This is a genomic window from Streptomyces sp. MMG1121 (genome assembly GCF_001280015.1).
Taxonomy (GTDB): Bacteria; Actinomycetota; Actinomycetes; order Streptomycetales; family Streptomycetaceae; genus Streptomyces.
In genome coordinates this window covers 1-19289 of record NZ_LGDV01000152.1, presented here as the reverse complement: position 1 = coordinate 19289, position 19289 = coordinate 1, and the positions used below count along the sequence as shown (strand labels likewise).

The following is a 19289-nucleotide window of genomic DNA, read 5'->3' as shown; positions in this document are numbered from 1 at the left end:
CCTCGACCCCCTGGACGCGGAATTCGCCACCCCGGGCGGCGTGGTGGTCCAGGCCGTGCACGGGCTCGGCGGGTTGATCGAGATCATGTTGATCTGGCAGGTGGCGTTCGCCTGCGGCGTCGCCGCCACCCCCGCGGTGGTGGCGGACGGGGCGGTCTTCATGGTGAGACTTCTGACGATCTGTTTTCGCAGGACTGTCTCCCTGAGTCGGGGCGCGAGGAATCGTCAGCAACTGACCTGCTCTCGCGCCGCGTTGGCCGCATCCAAGCACGGACTTCTGACAGCCGGCACCCGTTTTGTGACGGTCCAGGATTTGCTGTCCGGAGTTTCGGCCACACTGCCCCGCGTGAAGTCGCTGCAGGTGAACGCAGCACAAAGCAACGCGAGCGGCATGCGCGCCTGTGCCGCTCTCGCCAGGACACGCCGTGTGTACCGCGCCACCGGGCACGTCTCACGAACGCTCCGAAAAACGTTGCGCCCGCTCCAGGAACAACCCTGGCGTCACGACCGTGTCAGCAGGCCAAAGGCCCTCCCACCATCAGGGCCGCACGCGCCACGCACACCCCGAGCGGAAATTGTCTCAACTCCGGCTCCTTCCAAAGCTCGGTGGAGCAGATGCCGGGCGTCGTCGCTGCGCACCGCAGCATCGGGTGCGCTCAGTGCCCTACCTCCCGGCCACGGTGCGGTCCGGGCCCCTGCGGTCGGTGCGCCTGCTGGTCGTCCTCGCGCACCGGGTGCACTCCGTCGGCGTCGTCCTGTTCTGCGAAGCGGTCCGCGTGGGCGCGGGAGTCGTCGGCCGCCTTGGTGAACGCGTCCTGGAGGTGGCACAGCCGCTCGGCCGTGAGATCGAGGGCTTCCACGTCCGTGCGGGACTCCCGCAAGGCCCGCAGCGCCGCCAGGTCGATCGTCTCCCGGATCACGGCGTTGAACACTCTGGCCGGTTGGCCGGGAGTCGGGCCGCAGCGGCAAACGAGCCAGGCGTCGGACGGACCGGTCCTGTCAAGCCGGAGGGCCGGTTCCGGCCTGCGAGACGTGCGCGGCGCCTACCGGGCGAAGGGGGCTGCGAGGTGTGCGGGGCAGCGGTCAGCCCGACCTCAGCACGCATCCCACCAGGACGCCCACCCCGTGATTGTTGGCCATCGCGCGCAGCATGATCCCCCTGCAGGCGTGGCAAGCGCCATGCGGCGCAGCGCGGCATCCCGACCGCGCGGAGCGTACCGGCCGGCAGGGCGCCGACCAGGCGGCAGACGACGACCGAGTTGCCGCCGCCGGTCGGGTTCCGGCCCGCCATGCCCGCCGCCTGCACAACCGGGTCGGCTGCGACCACGCAATGAGAATCCGACAGCCTCAGTGTGACAGGAGAGGAGTTTGTCTCACCACGTTGTCCCTTGGGCCGGACAAGGGCCATCGTCAATGAACCCCTTTCATCCTGTGCCTCAGGAGTGAAATGGGCTGGCCAGGTGGGGTGACATGGCGAAGCCCCTCGTGGGCGCCTGGGCTACACGAGGCCCTGGTCGGTCTAGGGGAAGGCGACTTCGTCATCGTCGACGGGACGCTGATCCCCACCGACCGCGTCAGGGCGGACGAGCCGTACTACTCGCAAAACACAAGAAACACGTCATGAACGTCCAGGTCATCGCACGTCCTGACGGCACGCCGCTCTGGTTCTCGCGGGCGACGCCGGGACGGACCCATGACCTCACCGCGGCCCGTGCTCACGGGCTCATCCAGGCCTACCTCTCACGCCAGATCCTGGTCCTGGCCGACCGCGCGTACCAGGATACCGGCGTCACCGTCCGTACTCCCTACTACGGCCATCGTGACCTGCCCGACCATTACCAGCGGTACAACGGCGACCACGCACGTCTCCGTGCTCCCGGTGGACGCGCCTTCACCCGCCTCAAGTCCTGGCGGCTGCTGCGGCGAGCACGCTGCTCGACCACCCGCATCGGCAGGACCGTGGCAGCCGTGCACACCCTCCTGACCTGCCAATACACAGGATGAAAGAGGTTCAGTGGGCGGGAACCGGCTCGGACGACGGCTGCCACTCCCGCCTGATCAGCCCGTAGACCCACGAGTCAGAGACCTCGCCGTTGACGACGCAGTCCTCCCGCAACGTCCCTTCACGCACGAAGCCGAGCTTCTCCAGCACGCGGGCAGAAGCCATGTTGCGCGTATCGGTCTCGGCTTGGACGCGATTGAGGTCCAGCGTGTCGAATGCCCACCGCAGCAGAGCGCGCGGCCTCGGTAGGATGCGATGTCGATCTGCGCATGACAGATCCGCAACTCACCGTCCGGGGGGACTTCTACGTGAGACCACGCCTGTTCATCTCCACGTCGGTCGCGGCTGGCTTCCTCGCCACGCTGGCCCTGCCGGGCCAGGCCCTGGCCGGGACCTCGGTGCCGAGCTCTACGCCCGTGACCACCGCCGACACGCCGACGGCTGACGCCACGGGAGCACCGACAGCCGGCGACGCTCCCACTCTGCCGGACGGACAGGGGCCGGTGACACTCACCAAGCAGATGTCCGGTCTGCCCTGGGCCACCGCCGCCCCCTTCGACTACACCAACGACCGCGCCAACTTCCGTGTCTCCGCACGGTCGTCCGGCAACGGCGCGACGGTCACATCGCTCACCGCCCGCTTCTATCCGCTGAACGCGCCCGCGGACGCGGCACCCGTACTCACCGTGGCGGACTTCGAGTACGTGGACGCGGGTGTGTGGCGGGCGACGAACCCGGTCGTGCTGCCTGCCTTTGGCGCCTACCGGGTTGCGCTGGACGTTCGCGACGACCATGGCTACGACGTCACGCTGCCCGCCGGCGGGACGGTGGAGTACCAGCAGGTCGTTCACTTCAGCCAGTACACGCAGAGTGTCCCGTCGAACTTCGACTTCGACCACCGGACCGTCACCGTCCACGGAGCCCTCACCCTGACCGACCCGGGCACAGGCCACGTCAGCCCCTTTTCGGGCGCCACCGTGTCCGTCTACGGGAATATCAGTGGCTCTTCGCCGAAGGCGACGACGGGTGCCGACGGCACCTTCACGACCTCGTTCGATGCCAACGGCATGATCCAGACCTCCGGCGAATACGAGCCCGGCCGCGAGGACAGCTGGACCCACACCCACGCGTATGCGTACCTCCCCCAGCCTGACCTTCCCGCGTCCGAACCCACCCGGATCCGGTTTACCTCGCCACCGGACATCAACGTCCCCGCCGGCGGCACGGCCACCGTGACCGGCGTCGTGGAGCGCAAGGTCGGCGACGCCTGGCTCCCCGCTCCCCGCACATTTTTCGACCTGTCAGGCCCGCAGACCGGTTCCGACTGGATCTCCAGTGGCTTCAGCGACGACCAGGGAGCATTCCGCATACCGGTCTCCCAGGCCGGGGCCTACCAAGTCCGTGACGAGGCTACGGACTTCCTACAGCAGAGTCCGGCCGAAGGCATCCGAGTCCACATTCCCCAGCCCGGAGCCCAGTTCACCAGCCTCAGCATCTCCCAGGACGCCACAGGCCACGGCCTTATCGCCGGCCATCTCACCCTGGGACAGGCTGGCCCCCCGCCCAACGGCACGACGGTCCAGGTGCAGTACTCCGCGGACGGCAAAACCTGGCACAACGCAGCTACCGCCACGGTCGGACGCCAGGGCCTCGGCAAGGACGAATTCCTCTGCGACGTCCGCCAGGGCAGCAACGCCAACGGCTACTGGCGCGTCTCCTTTCTCGGCAACCGCGACTGGTTGCCCGTCACCGGCAAGGCGGTGCACCTGTGGCGCACCCCCACCCGGATCACCGGCGGCAGACCGAGCACCACACACGCGAGCCAGAACCAGAAGCTGGCCTTCTTTGGGAGCCTCCAGCAGTCCTCCACAGGAACATGGCACGCCTACGGCCACGCCACCGTGCGCCTGTGGTTCCAACCGACCGGCAGCAAGACCTGGCACCTCATGTCCACGGCCACCACCGACGCCCGCGGCCAGTACAGCCTCAGTGCCAAGGACACCAACAACGGCACCTGGTACGTCGCCTACCAGTCCCCCGATACCCACCATCTCAACTCGGCGAGCGTCCACACCCGGGTCGGCGTCAAGTAGTCCACTCGCCCACTGCGCTCGGCGCTGCCCAGCCGGGAGCACCCGGCCGCGGACCTGCCCTCCGGGCGGCCCTGTGGCCGGGTCGGCGACGATCTGCTTCGTCAACCGCCCCCTGCGCCACGTGTCCGTCTGGACATTGACTGGCTCGGCTGACCCGCCCGCGAACAAGCAAGGTGCTCGTCCGCACGCGGCTACACCCAGCGCATCCCGATCGCGGACAGCTGCCCGATCCGTTCCGGGGGCAGCGTACGGGCCCGGCTGCGCTGCTTTCCGATCCATGCCCCGAGCCAGAGCTGGCGCTCCGCCTGGTCCTCGCCAACGATGATCCGTTCGATGTGCTTCCTGGGCACCCGAACGTGCCCCTCGCGCTCGAAGAACTGGCGGGCGGCCTCGTAGTTCATCGCCCACTGGTCGGCCTACGTACGGCGCGGCTGCCGCTTCTCGTCCTCGGCAGCGGGCTCGATCCCGAGGATCTGCTCACACATCCACTGTTGGACGGTGGTGAGGTTGTCCCAGCCGTACCGGACCGAGCGCACCCACCTGCCGAGGTCCTCGGCCTGGCGCACGACGTCGCCGGGCGACGTGGGCAGCGCGTGGCCGGCGTCCAGGTGGAGCCGGACGAGGTGGAAGGCGCGCTGCCACTCCACCGGCCAGGCCGGGCACGCCGGGTCGATGTCCTCCAGCTGCTCGATGCGGCCCTCGTCCATGTCGTCGCGGGCGTAGAAGCGGCGGGCGTCGGCGATCCCTTGCCCGAGGGCCTTCAGCCGGTATCTCGCGTTCCGGACCGCGCAGTTCTGACCTTGCCGCCTTTGCTTGCAATAAGAGCGGTAGACGCCAAGAACGATGCGAATCTGACGACAGTTGTCGTGCTCAGCGGTCCAGAAACCCCCTGGTCAGGGTGCCGGGTTGACGACAACTAGCTCGCTCCGTCTCAATCACGGAACTGCGGGCAGAGCCGCTTTCAAGGAGCGCCGTCACTCCGCCTGGTCGTCGCCGCCGGGCACGCGGTAGGTGAAGGGCACCTTGCTGCCCTTGGTCGGTCGGTTCGCGGCGTCCCGGTCCGGCTTGCGTCGATGTCCTCTCGTACGGGCTGCACTTCTGGAACCCGGCGGGTGTGAATGCTCATGTGGATCCGTCCCGAATCATCGGCCCTCGCCGCCCCGCCACTCAGCCTGCTCACCATCCGGACCGCCTCCAGCATGCGCAGCACGCCGTTGCCGTTGGCCTCGGTGACGAGTCCAGGCTGTTGCCACGACATGGGGACGAAGGAGACGGCACCCAGGTTGTAGACCTCGTCCGGCTGGACGAGGTCCACCGCGGAGACCAGACTGCCCTGGTCCATCAGATCTCCGTCCATGAACCGCAGATCCGGGATCAGCCGGCTGATGCGGTCCTTGCGCGGGTTCGCCTGCCCCCGGACCAGTCCCCAGACGTCGTATCCCAGCGGGATCAGATGTTCTGCCAGGTAGGACCCGTCCTGCCCGGTCACTCCGGTGATCAGCGCACGCTCGGACATCATTTCCCTTCCACCGCCACGGCCTTCTCGGAGTGCCAGCGAATCAGCATTGGGCCTAAGGAATGTGCGAGACTCCGGCCGCACACTGCGGCAGGAGTCGGAAGATTTCCGCTACAACACACTGGACACCATGCGGGCGACAAGATCCGGAGCCCGCCCGGACCGACGCCGTGCGAGCCACGGACGCCGTCATGGCCGGTTGGCGCACTGGCCGCGGCACCTGGTCCGCCGTAGCGTGATCCCCCAGCGGCCGTCCCGGCCGGCCACCATCCCTTGCGCCAGGACCGGAGTACTGATGTCCAGGTCCCACCCTGCCATCGCGGAGCTGCACGGCATCTGGCGGCGCGCACTCGCCCGCGAAGCGGACGGCTCGACGGACCGCGTCACCATCACCACGTGGGTCCAAGGCCCCTCGCTCTTCGGGGACCTGCGGCAGCCGCCCGCTCTCGACGGCGTCGTCGGAAGAGCGTTGCTGATGGACTTGGACCGACCGCAGCTGCTGGCGCTGTGCGGGCAGAAGGCGTTCGCCGGCACCTTGGAGGAGGACGGCGGCGCCTTCATCTGGGTCCGCCGGATCGATCTCCACCCGTCGTCACCGCTTCCCGACGCGGGCACCCTGCACTGGACAGACGGGGTGCTCGTCGAGGAGGGCCTGCACGAGGCCTATGTGGAGCACTGGGAACTCCTCGAGCAGGGCGGCCCGGCAGCCGCCCTGCTCGAGGATCCGCTGGAAGGCTGTGCGGGGGTGCTGGTCCGGGTGGGCTCCTGGTTCGGCTACGCCCGGGACCGGCCTGTGCCGCTCCCCACTCTCCTGGTCCCGCTCGTCGAACAGGTCGGCGGTTGCAGTCGCCGCGCTGAGGCGGCAACGCTGTTGGACTGCGAGGTGTCCATCGGCCGGGTACACGCCGGGCGGTGGAAGATCGTCCGCTCCACCCTGCCGCATCGCGTCGGGACCCAGCTGCGACCCGAGCTGAGACCCGGTGGGGACTGGCTGCGGGTCCGCGATACGGATCGGCTGGGGCGTGCCCGTCCGCGTGATTGGCAATTGGCTCGGGCCGAGGGCCCGGTGTCGCTGCTGACGTCCGGGGACGCCCAGAGGTGAGCGGTGCCCCTGTCCGAGGGCGTGCGCAGCGCCGCTCACGGTCAGGGCGGGAGCGTACCGAGTCCGGACTGGCCCGACCGGCGCCCCAGCAGGATCAGCAGGGTGACGCAGAGCGTCAGCAGATAGCAGGCGAAGCCTGCGGTGGTGAAGGTCCAGGTGCGCAGGGTGATGAGGGTCAGCACCGCGCTGAGGGCCATGAGGGCGTAGACCGTGCGCTCCTCGGTCTCAGGGTGGCGGTAGCACTTCACGACCGTGGGGACGGCAGCGCAACCGTCGGCCAGGATGCTCAGGGCGAGCGTGCTCTCCGCCTCCGCGGTGATCCACCAGCCGACCAGTGCGCCAAGGGAGAGGGCCGCGCAACAGAGTTCGGACCGTGTCGGACGGGCGCTGCGGAACCCCGGACGGCTGAAGACGCACAGGAAGACCAGCAGCGGGCCGAGCCCCACGCTGAGGGTGGTGAGGGCGGGCAGGCCTGCGTGGCGCGCGACTTGGGCGGTGAAAGCCACGCCTGGCGCGAGGGCCCACAGAAGCCAGGTCACGGGGTTGGGCCGGACCGATCCGCGCAGCGTTCGCAACGCATAGACGCCGCTGCCACAGAGGTTGAGAACCGCCCCGGTCGGCACCGCGAAAGAACTCAGCGGCACCCGCTCATCCCTCGGTACCGCCGGCCGGCCAGGGCACCGGCTGGGGAGAGAAGTTGGGAAGCACCCTGGTGGGCTCGTACCGTCGCTGCCAGATGGGAGTGGTCGAGCCGCTGGTGGCGGGCACGATGGCGGACCAGTCGGCCGGGCAGCCGCGGCCGCTCTTGTGTTCGCGTTCCTCGTGGCGTACGAACTGCTTAGTGGCGAAGTGGTGGTCGATGATGGACACCCCGGCCTGGTCGTAGGAGTGCAGCACGGCCGAGGTGAGTTCCAGCAGCGCACGGTCGCGCCACAGGGTGCGGTCCCGGCCGGTGTCCAGGCCCATCCCCTCGGCGACCTGCGGGAGTTTGTCGTAGCGGTTGGTGTCGGACAGGTTGCGGGCGCCGATCTCGGTGCAGGTGTACCAGGCGCTGAACGGTGCCAGGGGGTAGCGCAGGCCGCCCAGCTCGAGCACCTGGTTGGAGATGGTGGGAAATGCGTGCCAGCGCAGTCCGAGCCGTTCGAACCACGGGTAGTCGGGGTGGCTGATGCGCACCTCGGGGACCGCGTCCTGCGGCAGGTCGAATAAGCGGGGTTCGCGTCCCGGCCACTGGATGACCAGCGGCAGCACGTCGTACTCGGTGCCCCGGCCGCGCCAGCCGAGCCGCAGCACGGCCTCGGTGAGATCCACCGTCTCGGGGTCGCCCACCACGGTCCCGTCGTGCTGCCGGTATCCGGCGTAGCGGATGAGCTGGCCGTTCCAGACCCTGGGTCCGGGCCGGTCGGGCCTGCTCGGGGCGAAGACACTCAGGAGCATGCGCACTTTTCCCCCGTTCCAGGCCAGCCGGAGATGGTCCACGAGAGCTTCGAACAGGGCGCCCTCATCACGGCCGTCGGCCCCGACGTCACGGCAGTCCCGGGTCTCCAGCCCCTTCCAGTAGAACTTGCCGATGCACTGCGGGTTGTTCCGCCAGGCAATCCGGGCGCCGAGGCAGAGCTCCTCAGAGCTCTGCCGGTACGTATCCGTCGCGTCGAGCTCGGCCCTTATCTCTGTGGTCCGCCGCTCCACGGAATCGGCCGGGAGGTGTCCCTCAGCGGCGAGTTGGCTCACCAGGTCCTCGGCTTCAGCGACCACCTGCCCGGCCAGCCGGGAAGGGGGTGTGGAAGGTTGTACGCACAGACGTGAGGTCTTCACGATGAGCTCCCTGTCAACTGCGAGGATGGGGCACCCAGTTCACGTGTACGAAACATCTGCCGGCAGCCGAACACTACGCACAGACAGCCACGGCACGAACCCTGGCACCGTCCCTTTGACGGGACTCATGCGCGCCCTTGACAGCTGCGGAACCGCCGGCGCGACGCAAGGCGCGTGACGGGGTGCTGGAGAACCCGTAGGCCGATTCCCACCGTCACATCGTCCGGATACAGAACCAGGAGGTGGCATTGGCGGTCCGCATCTACAGCAGTGACGAGGAACGCGATCTTGCATCCGTGGACGGCGGTCTGCTGGATGCAGTCGCCGCCTGCGCAGGGTGTTCTACTTCTTCGCGCACAGACCAGCATCATCCGCGAAGGCCAGCGGGAGCCGTTGAGAGATGCCGTCCAGGCAGCGGACGGACACCAGCAGGTCTGTTCGCACCTGTTGCTCGCGCAGCAGCCGGCGCGAGGTCGCGACGCCCCGAGGGGCCGCGTCGAGATCGATCCCGAGGCCCTGATGCGCAACCCGCAGCCGTGGATCCGCCTGAACGAGGGCGCGCAGAAGGCAGCGGCCGACGCCCTGCTGCTGTGCGGGCAGACCACGCTGCGCCGCCTGTCCGCCCGCATGGACCGCGAGACCGCGCAGGCCGTGTTCAAGGCCTCCGGACTGGGCTAAGGCCGCAACGGCGTCTGTTCTGACCGGCCCGAAGGCGACGGAATCTCAGGGCTGGGCCGTCCCCGGCCGGGATGCGATCGAACACAAAATTGGATCTGCCGCCTGTACCCGTGCCGTCCGCTTCCCCGTGCGGCCGTTGGCACCGGACGGTGCCAGACGATATGACCTCATCACTGCTTGATACCGGCAGAGTTCACGGGACCCGCTCTTCCACCGTGCGACGTGTCGACGCTCAGTCCCTCCGGTTCGTCGGGTGCGGCTGAACGCCCGTCATGAGGATGTCCAGCCCGCGCCGCGAGGTCGCCAGAACCACGCGGTCACCGGCCCGCAGCACCCGTCCCTGCGACGGACGCCAGTCGAAGCCGGAGAGCTCCGGACGTAGTCCGGTGAGGGTGTCCATGGAAGAGGCCTCCGCCGCGGGGCTCACGGCCCCGACGGCGAGGATCCGCCATTCGTTCACCCGGAACGCCTCGTGCACCGAGTGGCCCTCCAGCTCCGGGTGCCCCGCGACGTCCACGCAGGTGAACAGCAGCGATCCCCGCTCCACCGGCATCAGACCGAGCACATGACGGCCCATCATCGCGGCGGCGAAGGACGGAGCTGCCAGCGCGGAAACGCTTCTGCTGCGGGTGAGGGCGTCAGGGTACGAGGCGCGCAGGGTGCGCTGGACGGTCGCCGCGAGGTCGTCGTCGTAGAGCCGCATGACCACCCGCACCTGGGGATTGGTCTCGCGGGCGGCCATGACGATGTCCAGGTTCTGGACGTCGTCGCGGGTGAGGACGAGCAGCGATCGGCTGTGCCGGACCCGGGCCAGATCCACCACACCAGGGGCGGTGGCATCCTGCAGGATCAGCGGCACACCGAGCTCGCGGGCGAGCGCGACACCGCGCGCGTGCGGGTCGCGTTCGATCACCACGACCTGGTGGTCGGTGGTGCGCAGTCGGGCCAGCACCCGCGTACCGATCTTCCCCAGGCCGACGAGGACGATGTGGCCTGCCGTCCCCTCGTCGGGAGGGTGGCTCGCGGAGGCGGCACGGAAGGCTTCGGTGGCGTTCAGCGTGGCGGCCACGACGAGCGGCAGCACGGCCAGGCCGACGAAGCCGGCGACGAGCTGGAGGATGCGCCGGGCGACGGGCTCGTCGGTGGCTGGGTCGCCCATGGTGAAGATGTCCAGCATCGGCAGGTACAGGTTCTTCCACCACGGATGTTCGTCCGCGAACAGCGCCGTGGCGGCGGCCAGGGCCAGCACCATCGCGCCGAGCGCGCCGAAGACGGCGGTGACCTCGCGGGAGAGGAAGACTTTCCACGGCAGGTGCGCGAGGCGGGCCCGCAGCCATGCGCCGGTACGGCCACGCCGGCTGCGGCGAGCCGGTTCGGGTGCGTGGTGATGGGTGACCTCCTCCAGCATCAGCCGACCGTGCGTGAACTGTCGGTGGTAGGCGGTCCGGGTGTCCGGCAGCAGCTGGGTGCCGTCCTCGCCGGGCGTCTCAGGGCTGTCCTGGCTCGCCGGGTCGTCCTGGTGGGCACCGGAGAGAACCGCGAGGGTGGCAAGGTCGGTGGTCCGCGACGGAGCCCCGGCCGCACGTACGACACCGCGGAACACCTTGCCCTCCACCTGGAGGGTGTGCCCGTGGCCGACGGCGGCGGCCGCCACAAGTTCCGGTACGGCGGTGTCCGTGTCCGACAGCACCGTGGTGGAGGTGTCCCGCGACGGGTCCTCGAACAGGCCGGCGGCACGGTCCAGCAGACGTTCCAGGTGACGTCCGCGCTCGCGGTGGAACATCCGCACCACCAGCCGCACTGACGGGTTGAGGGTGCGGGCCAGCAGCGCGGCGGTCATGTTGACCTGGTCGTCGCGGTAGGTGAGGGCCAGCGCGGCAGCTCGCTCGACACCGGCGGCCCGCAGGGCACGCTCGTCCGGCCGCGCGGAGACCAGCAGCTCGACCGGCGAGCGCGGGTCGTCGTGCAGCACGGCGATCCGGTCGCCGTACTCGTCGTCCCGGGAGGGCACCACCACCGTGACGACCTCGCCGCACACTGCGTCCAGTTCGAGCGCAAGGCGGTGCGCGAGACCGTCGTCACCGCAGATCACCATGTGCTGGGAGCGTTGGCCAAGTTCAGTGCGAAGGTGGAGAGTTGAGGTCACACCGAGGAGGAACGGCGGGAGCCGCGGCGCCGTTCCGTCAGGCGGCGGATCCGACGTCAAGATCGTGTCAGGGAATCCGTCGTGCTCGGCCTCACTACTCGCGGACCGGTCCTGACGTGTCCAGCGCGGCCCCCGTCTGGTCGGCCAGCATCACCGCGACCATACGGGCCTGGAGCGGGGGTACGTCGCCGGGTCCGGGGGGTGAGCAGGAAGCGGCCATCGCCGTAGGTGCGCAGCTCGATCTCGCCCTCGGGCCAGTCGGCATCCGGGGTCGAGGTACGTCGGCCCACCGTTACGCTGCCGTCCCTCTCCAGGCGCGGCGGACGGCCCATGAGCGATCCGTACTCGAATCGGCAGGCGCGCAGGCCGAGCAGGTCGGTCAGCTCGCCGCGCACGTGGTCGACCACGGTGTCCGCCGAGTTGGCGGACTGCACGAGGTCGGCTGTGCGGTGGATCCGCGCCAGGAGGGCGGCAGCCGTCACCGTCATGACTCCCAACCAACGTACCATTGAGGCAAGTTGGGAGACGATCACGCCTACCGCGAGCAGCAGCACCGCCGTCTCGTTATCGGCCGAGGCGGTGATGTCGAAGGTCTGATACGGCCGGGTCAGGAAGAAGTCGAACCAGGCCCCCACGGAAAGCGCCGCGACCACACCCGCCGACGGCTGCCCAGCGCGGCCATGGCGACGAGGAAAAGGGCCGCGTTCGTGTGCGTGAGGCTCGTGCGGAACGGGACGAGCACCAGGGCCACCAGGAACGGCGCGGCGAGCCCGGCCGCCAGGGCGATTCGGTCGCGGGGCGTCCGGGTCCGGGGCGTGAGACGGATTCCTCGCCCACGGTGCGGTTTCCAGGTACCGGTCAGGGTGCTCATCACGCACCTCCTACAGTCTGCCCGGTCGGTTCGGCACCCACCATCTGCGCCGAGAACGACAGCGACACCACCATCGTGAGACCGCCGCCGGGAGTGCCCTCGGGGCCAAGGGGCCCGTCCATCGCCTCGGTCAGGCCCCGGGCGAGGGCGAGTCCGAGGCCGAGGCCGGTGGTGTTGTCGGTGTCGCCGAGCCGTTGGAAGGGCTCGAAGAGGCGGTCGCGGCCGTCGGCGGGCAGCCCTGGCCCCCGGTCCACCACCCGCAGCTCCACCCTCCCCGCCAGGGCACTCGCCGTGACCAGCACCTTCCTGCCGGACGGGGTGTGCCGGGCGGCGTTGCCGACGAGGTTGGCGATCACCCGCTCCAGCAGCGGAGCGAGTCGACAGGCCACCGCATCAAGGACTCATCAAAAAAATGGCACAAGTCATTACAAATCCGCTAATGACACTCGCCAAACGACCGGCACAGAACTGTTCTGAATGAGCCGGATTTCACCGACATCATCCTTTCCCGTCGTCGCTACGGGGGTGTCACACATGTCGGATCTCGGATTCATCGTTCTCGTCATCGCCGCGTTCGCCCTGATCGGTCTGATCGCCAAGGGAGTGAGCCGGCTATGAGCCTGGAGAACACTGTCGGCCTGGTCGTCGCCGTCTGCTTGGTGATCTACCTCGTCCTGTGCCTGATCTTCCCCGAGAAGTTCTAGCTGCGACCGACACGGTCCGTAGCCGAAGAGGTTCTCCATGAACGCCACTCTCGCGGGCTGGCTGCAGATCATCGCCCTGGTCGGTGCACTGGCCCTGACCTTCCGCCCACTCGGCGACTACATGGCCCACGTCCTCACCTCCGCCCGTGACTGGCGCGCGGAGCGTCTGGTCTACCGGGTCGGCGGCGTGCACGCGGACGCCGAGCAGACATGGCCTGGCTACCTGCGCAGCGTTCTCGCGTTCTCCGTGGTCTCGGTGCTGTTCCTCTACGGCTTCCTTCGGCTGCAGAACCATCTGCTGCTCTCCCTCGGTACGAAACCGGTCGCTCCCGATCTGTCGTTCAACACCGCGGCTTCCTTCGTCACCAACACCAACTGGCAGGCCTACTCGGGCGAGTCGGCCCTGGGCCATCTGGTGCAGATGGCGGGCCTGGCGGTGCAGAACTTCGTCTCGGCGGCGGTCGGGATCGCCGTGGCAGCAGCCCTGATCCGCGGGTTCACCCGGAAGAAGACCGACCGGGTCGGCAACTTCTGGCAGGACCTCACCCGGATCGTGCTGCGGATACTGCTGCCGATCTCGCTGGTCATGGCGATCGTGCTGGTCGCCGCGGGCACGATCGAGAACTTCCACGGATTCGAGTCGATCACCACCATCGCCGGGCAGCACCAGTCTCTCCCCGGAGGCCCGGTCGCCTCCCAGGAGGCCATCAAGGAGCTGGGCACCAACGGCGGTGGCTTCTACAACGCCAACTCCGCCCACCCCTTCGAGAACCCCAGCCCGTTCACCAACTGGCTGGAGATCTACCTCCTGCTGGTGATCGGCTTCTCGCTGCCGCGCACCTACGGCACGATGGTCGATGACAAGCGGCAGGGCTACGCCATCGTCGCCGTGATGGCGCTGATCTGGGCCGCCTCGGTGGCCATCGTCACCGCCAACGAGCTGCACAGTGTGAGCAGTTCGGCCGGACATGCGGCAGGCGGGATGATGGAGGGCAAGGAACAGCGCTTCGGGATCTGGGCCTCGGCCCTGTTCGCCGTGTCCACCACCCTGACGTCCTGCGGTGCGGTCAACTCCTTCCACGACTCGTACACGCCGGGCGGCGGCGGCCTGACGATCTTCAACATGATGCTCGGCGAAATCGCGCCCGGCGGCACCGGATCCGGCCTCTACGGCATCCTGATCCTGGCCGTCGTGGCGGTCTTCATCGCCGGCCTCATGGTAGGCCGCACGCCCGAGTACCTGGGCAAGAAGCTGCGCGGCCGGGAGATGAAGTACGCCTCGCTGTACATCCTCACCACCCCGGCGATCGTGCTGGTCGGCACCGGCATCGCGATGTCCCTGCCGGGCGAGCGGGCGGCGATGCTCAACCACGGTCCGCACGGCTTCTCCGAAGTGCTCTACGCCTTCACCTCCGCCGCCAACAACAACGGCTCCGCGTTCGCCGGGCTGAGCGCCGACACCGTCTGGTACAACACCGCGCTCGGGCTCGCGATGCTCCTGGGCCGCTTCCTGCCGATGGTGTTCGTACTGGCGCTGGCCGGATCGCTCGCCCAGCAGCAGCCGGTGCCCGTCACCGCGGGCACGCTGCCCACCCACCGGCCGCAGTTCGTCGGCCTGCTGTCCGCCGTGATCCTCATCGTCGTCGGCCTCACCTACCTGCCCGCGCTCGCGCTGGGGCCGCTCGCGGAAGGGTTGCACTGATGCCCACCACCACCTTGGAAGCCGCGGCGCCGAAGGACCTAGCGGAGGCCGGAACGCACCGTATCTCCGCGGGAATGCTGGAGCCCAGGCTGCTTCTGGCCTCCTCCCCCGACGCCCTGCGCAAGCTCGACCCGCGCCTGATGGTCAAGAACCCGGTGATGTTCGTGGTCGAGGTCGGCGCCGTGCTGACCACCCTGTCGGCGATCAGGGACCCGAGCGTCTTCGCCTGGGTGATCACCGTCTGGCTCTGGCTGACCGTGGTCTTCGCCAACCTCTCGGAGGCAGTGGCGGAAGGACGTGGCAAGGCGCAGGCGGAGACGCTGCGCCGGGCGAAGAAGGACACCATGGCCCGCCGTGTCATCCGTGACGGGCAACCTGGCGCGCCAGAGGTCACCGAGGAGGTTCTCGGCACCGAACTCCGGCTCGGCGATCACGTCGTGGTCGAGGCCGGCGAGATCATCCCCGGTGACGGCGATGTGGTCGAGGGCATCGCGAGCGTGGACGAGTCCGCGATCACGGGCGAGTCGGCTCCGGTGATCCGCGAATCGGGTGGCGACCGCTCCGCCGTGACCGGCGGAACGAAGGTGCTCTCCGACCGCATCGTGGTACGGATCACCTCGAAACCCGGGGAGACCTTCATCGACCGGATGATCGCACTCGTGGAGGGTGCGGACCGACAGAAGACACCCAACGAGATCGCGCTCAACATCGTCCTGGCCTCGCTGACCATCGTGTTCCTGGTCGCCGTGGTGACCCTGCAACCGTTCGCCGTCTTCGCCGGCGCCGAGCAGTCCATCGTCATCCTGGTGGCGCTGGTCGTCGCCCTGATCCCGACCACGATCGGCGCGCTGCTCTCCGCGATCGGCATCGCGGGCATGGACCGGCTGGTGCAGCGCAATGTGCTGGCCATGTCCGGGCGCGCCGTGGAAGCCGCGGGCGACGTCAACACCCTGCTCCTGGACAAGACCGGCACCATCACCCTGGGCGACCGGCAGGCCGCCGAGTTCCTGCCGGTCAGCGGCGTGGACCTGGAAACGCTGGCGGACGCCGCCCAGTTGTCCTCGATGGCCGATGAAACGCCCGAGGGGCGCTCGATCGCGGTCCTCGCCAAGGAACGTCACGGGCTGCGCGCACGGGCCGAGGGCGAACTGACTCATGCCGAGTTCGTCCCGTTCACCGCGCAGACCCGGATGTCCGGGGTGGACCTCGACGACGAGTCGGAAAACCGCTCCCTGCGCAAGGGCGCGGCCACGGCGGTGATGCGCTGGGTCCGCGAGCACGGCGGCCACCCCACGGACGAGGTCGGCCCGCTGGTCGACGGCATCTCCGCGACGGGCGGCACGCCGCTGGTCGTCGGCGAGGTGGCACGGCGGGGAGGTGCCGAGAGCGCCCGGGTCCTCGGTGTCATCCACCTCAAGGATGTCGTCAAACACGGCATGCGGGAGCGGTTCGAGGAACTGCGCCGCATGGGCATCCGCACGGTGATGATCACCGGTGACAACCCGTTGACCGCGAAGGCGATCGCGGAGGAGGCGGGCGTCGACGACTTCCTCGCCGAGGCCACGCCCGAGGACAAGATGGCCCTCATCAAGCGGGAGCAGGCCGGCGGCAAGCTGGTCGCGATGACCGGTGACGGCACCAACGACGCGCCCGCGCTCGCCCAGGCGGACGTCGGCGTGGCGATGAACACCGGCACGTCGGCCGCCAAGGAGGCCGGCAACATGGTCGACCTCGACTCCAACCCGACCAAGCTGATCGAGATCGTCGAGATCGGTAAGCAACTCCTCATCACCCGGGGCTCGTTGACCACGTTCTCCATCGCCAACGACATCGCCAAGTACTTCGCGATCATCCCCGCGATGTTCGCCAGCGTCTATCCGGGGCTGCATCATCTCAACATCATGGGTCTGCACAGCCCGACCTCGGCCATCTCCTCCGCGATCATCTTCAACGCGCTGATCATCATCGCTTTGATCCCGCTGGCCCTCCGCGGCGTCCGCTACCGGCCCTCGTCGGCGGCCGCGCTGCTCAGCCGCAACATCTGGATCTACGGCCTCGGCGGCCTGGTGCTGCCCTTCCTCGGTATCAAGGCCATCGACCTCATCGTCCAGTTCGTCCCCGGACTGCACTGACCGACAAGGAGGGCGATCTTCGTGCTCGGCTCTCTCGCCCACGTGGTCCGCCATCACCTGGCGGCGCTGCGCATGCTGCTGGTGTTCACCGTGATCACCGGCATCGCCTATCCGTTGGCCGTCACCGGCGTCGCCCAGGGCCTCTTTCCGTACCAGGGCAACGGATCCGTGATCAAGGACAACAGACGTCCGGTCGCCTCCGCCCTCATCGGCCAGAACTTCGATCTCCCGCTGCGCAAGGGCCAGACCACGGCGGCACCCGACCCGAAGTGGTTCCAGCCCCGCCCGTCCGCGGCGGGGAGCACCGGCTACGACCCGACCAGCTCCGGCGCCTCCAACCTCGGCCCCAACAACGCCACGTTGATCGGGACGATCGCGCAGCGCCGGGCCACCGTGGCCGCGTTCGACGGCGTTCGGCCGAGCAGCGTTCCCGCCGACGCGGTCACCGCCTCCGGCTCCGGTCTCGACCCGGACATCTCACCCGCGTACGCCTACGAGCAGGTCAACCGGGTGGCGAAGGCCCTTGCGCTCGACCCGGCCACGGTCCGAGGGCTCGTCGCCGCGCACATCAGCGGCCGTCAGCTGGGATTCCTGGGTCAGGAAAGCGTCAACGTCGTCCGGCTCAACCACGATCTGGCCGCGTTGCGGCAACGATGAGCATGCACCGCACACCATGCGCCACGCTGTCCGGTCCCGCGAGCTCCCCCCTCGTGCGACCGGGCTGCGTGACTCCTGGCGCGAGGGGCCCGTCCGGCGCAAGGAGAGTGAGACAGAGATGACGCGACGCGTGCTGGTCGTCGACCACGAGCCGCAGTTGTTGCACGCCCTGGACGTCAGTCTCACCGCGCAGAGCTACGCCGTCGCCACCGCTCCCGACACGACCAGCGCCCTCAGCCTGGCCGCCGACAAGCCCCCGGACGCGGTCATCGTCGACCTCGACCTGCCGGACCTCGACGGCACCGACGTCATCACCAACCTGCGATCCTGGTCCTCCATACCGGTCATCGCGCTGTCGGAGCATGCGGCGCCCTCGGATGTCGCCGGTGTGCTGGACGCGGGCGCCGACGACTACGTGACCAAGCCGTTCGCCATGGAGGAACTGCTGGCCCGACTGCGTGCCGTGCTGCGCCGTTCGGACTGCTCCGGCGGACCTCGGACCGTCACCGTCGGCGAGTACGTCATCGATCTGGCCGCCTACACCGCGGTGAGCGACTCGGGCCACGGCGAGCCTGTCCACCTCTCCCCGACGGAATGGCGACTGCTCGCGCCCCTGCTGCGCAATCCGGGACGGCTGGTCACCGGTCGCCAACTGCTGCGCGGCATCTGGGGGCCGGGCCATGACGAGCACTCCAACTACCTGCGCATCTATATGTCGGCCCTGCGCCACAAACTGGAGCCGGCCCCGGCCCATCCGCGCTACCTCATCACCGAGCCCGGCATCGGCTACCGATTCGAGCCCGGCGGAGGTGTGGACAGGTGAGCATAGCAGACACAGTCGTCATGGCGGTCTTCGCTGCCTGCGGCGGTTGCGTGATGGCGCTCGCCGGACTCATCGGCCTGCACCAGACCCGCAGGATCGAACGCACCGGCGTCAAGGCCTGGGCACTGGTCAAGCACAATCCTCAAGCACGTTGCGACGATCCCTCGTCGCCACGCCCGCTGCTGCAGTTCAGCACGGAGGCCGGCCAAGTGGTGGAGATCGGCAGCCCCGTACCGGCGACACGACGGCGGCCACTGCACCACGGCGACACACTGCTGATCACCTACGACCCGGCCGACCCGGGCACCATTGTCGTCCACAACCGCGAACGACGATTGCTGGACCACGGGTTCATCACCGCCGGAGCCCTCGTGCTCCTGCTCGCTGTGGTGCTGATCGGCTTCACAGTGCTGTAGTCCGTGCTCTGCATTCCTACGGCCGCGCCTGCGCGCCCTCATCCACCCCCGAGGACAAGCTCGCGCTGATCCGGCGGGAATCGGCATCAAGCCGATCGGCCTGCTGATCTCGGGGGTGCCCGGCCTCGGCTGAGCCGCGTCCGCCCGTCGGGCTTCCCGTCAAGGTCCCGTATGCGCACGTCAGGACCCCGTCAGAGACCGGCGTTTCGCCTTGCCCGGCGGTTGCGGGACGGCTTCCATGGGCGACGTGAACAGCGCCTGGCTCCTGCTCGACCGGCCGCCGAGTCCCGCTCGGCCGTCGCGTCGCGAGCCGTGCTGACCGGAAGCGTCCGCGCCACCCGGCATCGCGATTACGTCGACGCATGCCGCGGCGGCGCCGCGTCCCGCCGACGCCGCTTTCCGTGACCCGAGGGGCGCCGTGATCGGCTCAGGCGCCCCTCGCCCACCCTTCTCCACCGCACGTCCGCCCCCTTTGACGGGCCGCGCCGGCGTGCCGCTACCCGGATCGGATCATGTCCAACTCCACACTTTCGTCCCGTACCGTGCTGGTCACCGGAGCCACCTCCGGCATCGGCCACGAGACCGCGCGGCAGCTCGCCGAACGCGGCGCCACCGTGCTGCTGCACGGCCGT

18 protein-coding genes and 4 pseudogenes are annotated in these 19289 nt (G+C 68.9%); 11 read left to right on the top strand and 11 right to left on the bottom strand.

What is annotated here, in order from left to right; genetic code table 11:
- Window positions 1-656 precede the first annotated feature (656 nt).
- Window positions 657-920 (bottom strand): hypothetical protein, encoded by a 264-nt coding sequence (locus ADK64_RS14855; RefSeq protein WP_234384574.1) that lies wholly within the window; start codon window positions 918-920, stop codon window positions 657-659.
- A gap of 566 nt (window positions 921-1486) precedes the next feature.
- Here ADK64_RS14855 and ADK64_RS14850 point away from each other — a divergent pair.
- Window positions 1487-2004, top strand: a pseudogene (locus ADK64_RS14850) (transposase family protein); the annotation flags it as partial.
- Window positions 2005-2011: 7 nt separating this feature from the next.
- Here ADK64_RS14850 and ADK64_RS14845 read toward each other — a convergent pair.
- Window positions 2012-2236 (bottom strand): annotated as a pseudogene (locus ADK64_RS14845) (GNAT family N-acetyltransferase); the annotation flags it as partial.
- 35 nt (window positions 2237-2271) lie between these two features.
- On the opposite strand from ADK64_RS14845, the gene ADK64_RS14840 reads away from it, so the two are divergent.
- On the top strand, window positions 2272-4095 hold the full coding sequence (locus tag ADK64_RS14840; RefSeq protein WP_053659002.1) for a hypothetical protein: 1824 nt from the start codon (window positions 2272-2274) through the stop codon (window positions 4093-4095).
- Between the two features lie 191 nt (window positions 4096-4286).
- Here ADK64_RS14840 and ADK64_RS48965 read toward each other — a convergent pair whose 3' ends face one another.
- From ADK64_RS48965 to ADK64_RS14830, 3 genes and pseudogenes are all read right to left on the bottom strand, one after another.
- Window positions 4287-4496, bottom strand: a complete 210-nt coding sequence (locus ADK64_RS48965; protein ID WP_420712974.1) for a helicase associated domain-containing protein — start codon at window positions 4494-4496, stop codon at window positions 4287-4289.
- A 15-nt stretch (window positions 4497-4511) separates the two neighbouring features.
- Window positions 4512-4802 (bottom strand): hypothetical protein, encoded by a 291-nt coding sequence (locus tag ADK64_RS48960; protein ID WP_420712973.1) that lies wholly within the window; start codon window positions 4800-4802, stop codon window positions 4512-4514.
- 443 nt (window positions 4803-5245) lie between these two features.
- Window positions 5246-5611 (bottom strand): annotated as a pseudogene (locus ADK64_RS14830) (GDP-mannose 4,6-dehydratase); the annotation flags it as partial.
- Window positions 5612-5906: 295 nt separating this feature from the next.
- Here ADK64_RS14830 and ADK64_RS14825 point away from each other — a divergent pair.
- Entirely contained in the window at window positions 5907-6713 is an 807-nt protein-coding gene (locus ADK64_RS14825; RefSeq protein WP_053659000.1) for a hypothetical protein, read from the top strand.
- A 41-nt stretch (window positions 6714-6754) separates the two neighbouring features.
- On the opposite strand, the gene ADK64_RS14820 is transcribed toward ADK64_RS14825, so the two are convergent.
- Window positions 6755-7252, bottom strand: a complete 498-nt coding sequence (locus ADK64_RS14820; protein WP_053658998.1) for a hypothetical protein — start codon at window positions 7250-7252, stop codon at window positions 6755-6757.
- A 109-nt stretch (window positions 7253-7361) separates the two neighbouring features.
- A complete protein-coding gene (locus ADK64_RS14815; RefSeq protein WP_234384573.1) occupies window positions 7362-8528 on the bottom strand; it encodes a nitric oxide synthase oxygenase in 1167 nt (388 codons plus the stop codon).
- A 288-nt stretch (window positions 8529-8816) separates the two neighbouring features.
- Here ADK64_RS14815 and ADK64_RS45895 point away from each other — a divergent pair, with 288 nt between their 5' ends.
- A complete protein-coding gene (locus tag ADK64_RS45895; RefSeq protein ID WP_159046251.1) occupies window positions 8817-9206 on the top strand; it encodes a hypothetical protein in 390 nt (129 codons plus the stop codon).
- Window positions 9207-9438: 232 nt separating this feature from the next.
- Here the strand turns inward: ADK64_RS45895 and ADK64_RS14805 are convergent, their stop codons facing one another.
- The 4 genes and pseudogenes from ADK64_RS14805 to ADK64_RS14795 all read right to left on the bottom strand — a co-directional run.
- Entirely contained in the window at window positions 9439-11301 is a 1863-nt protein-coding gene (locus ADK64_RS14805; RefSeq protein ID WP_053658994.1) for an NAD-binding protein, read from the bottom strand.
- 107 nt (window positions 11302-11408) lie between these two features.
- Complete coding sequence (locus ADK64_RS47210; protein ID WP_234384572.1) at window positions 11409-11987, bottom strand: DUF4118 domain-containing protein; 579 nt, start codon at window positions 11985-11987, stop codon at window positions 11409-11411.
- Entirely contained in the window at window positions 11960-12223 is a 264-nt protein-coding gene (locus tag ADK64_RS47205; RefSeq protein ID WP_234384571.1) for a hypothetical protein, read from the bottom strand. The genes ADK64_RS47210 and ADK64_RS47205 overlap by 28 nt, the downstream gene beginning before the upstream one ends.
- Window positions 12223-12594: pseudogene (locus ADK64_RS14795) on the bottom strand (sensor histidine kinase); the annotation flags it as partial. The pseudogene ADK64_RS14795 and the gene ADK64_RS47205, both read right to left, overlap by 1 nt.
- A 243-nt stretch (window positions 12595-12837) precedes the next feature.
- Here ADK64_RS14795 and kdpF point away from each other — a divergent pair.
- From kdpF to ADK64_RS42855, 7 genes are all read left to right on the top strand, one after another.
- Window positions 12838-12927, top strand: coding sequence for a K(+)-transporting ATPase subunit F (kdpF, locus tag ADK64_RS42190; RefSeq protein WP_063789906.1), 90 nt, complete (start codon window positions 12838-12840; stop codon window positions 12925-12927).
- Window positions 12928-12964: 37 nt separating this feature from the next.
- A complete protein-coding gene (kdpA, locus tag ADK64_RS14790; protein ID WP_053658990.1) occupies window positions 12965-14629 on the top strand; it encodes a potassium-transporting ATPase subunit KdpA in 1665 nt (554 codons plus the stop codon).
- Window positions 14629-16761 carry a potassium-transporting ATPase subunit KdpB gene (gene kdpB, locus ADK64_RS14785; protein WP_053658987.1) on the top strand — a complete coding sequence of 711 codons (2133 nt, stop codon included), beginning with the start codon at window positions 14629-14631 and terminating at the stop codon, window positions 16759-16761. Before kdpA ends, kdpB begins: the two co-directional genes overlap by 1 nt.
- Window positions 16762-16782: 21 nt before the next feature.
- Complete coding sequence (gene kdpC, locus ADK64_RS14780) at window positions 16783-17418, top strand: potassium-transporting ATPase subunit KdpC (protein WP_078992652.1); 636 nt, start codon at window positions 16783-16785, stop codon at window positions 17416-17418.
- A gap of 118 nt (window positions 17419-17536) precedes the next feature.
- A complete protein-coding gene (locus tag ADK64_RS14775) occupies window positions 17537-18241 on the top strand; it encodes a response regulator (protein ID WP_053658985.1) in 705 nt (234 codons plus the stop codon).
- On the top strand, window positions 18238-18657 hold the full coding sequence (locus ADK64_RS14770) for a DUF3592 domain-containing protein (protein ID WP_159046250.1): 420 nt from the start codon (window positions 18238-18240) through the stop codon (window positions 18655-18657). The genes ADK64_RS14775 and ADK64_RS14770 overlap by 4 nt, the downstream gene beginning before the upstream one ends.
- Window positions 18658-19169: 512 nt before the next feature.
- On the top strand, window positions 19170-19289 hold a 120-nt coding region (locus tag ADK64_RS42855; RefSeq protein ID WP_159046249.1), incomplete at its 3' end, for an SDR family NAD(P)-dependent oxidoreductase.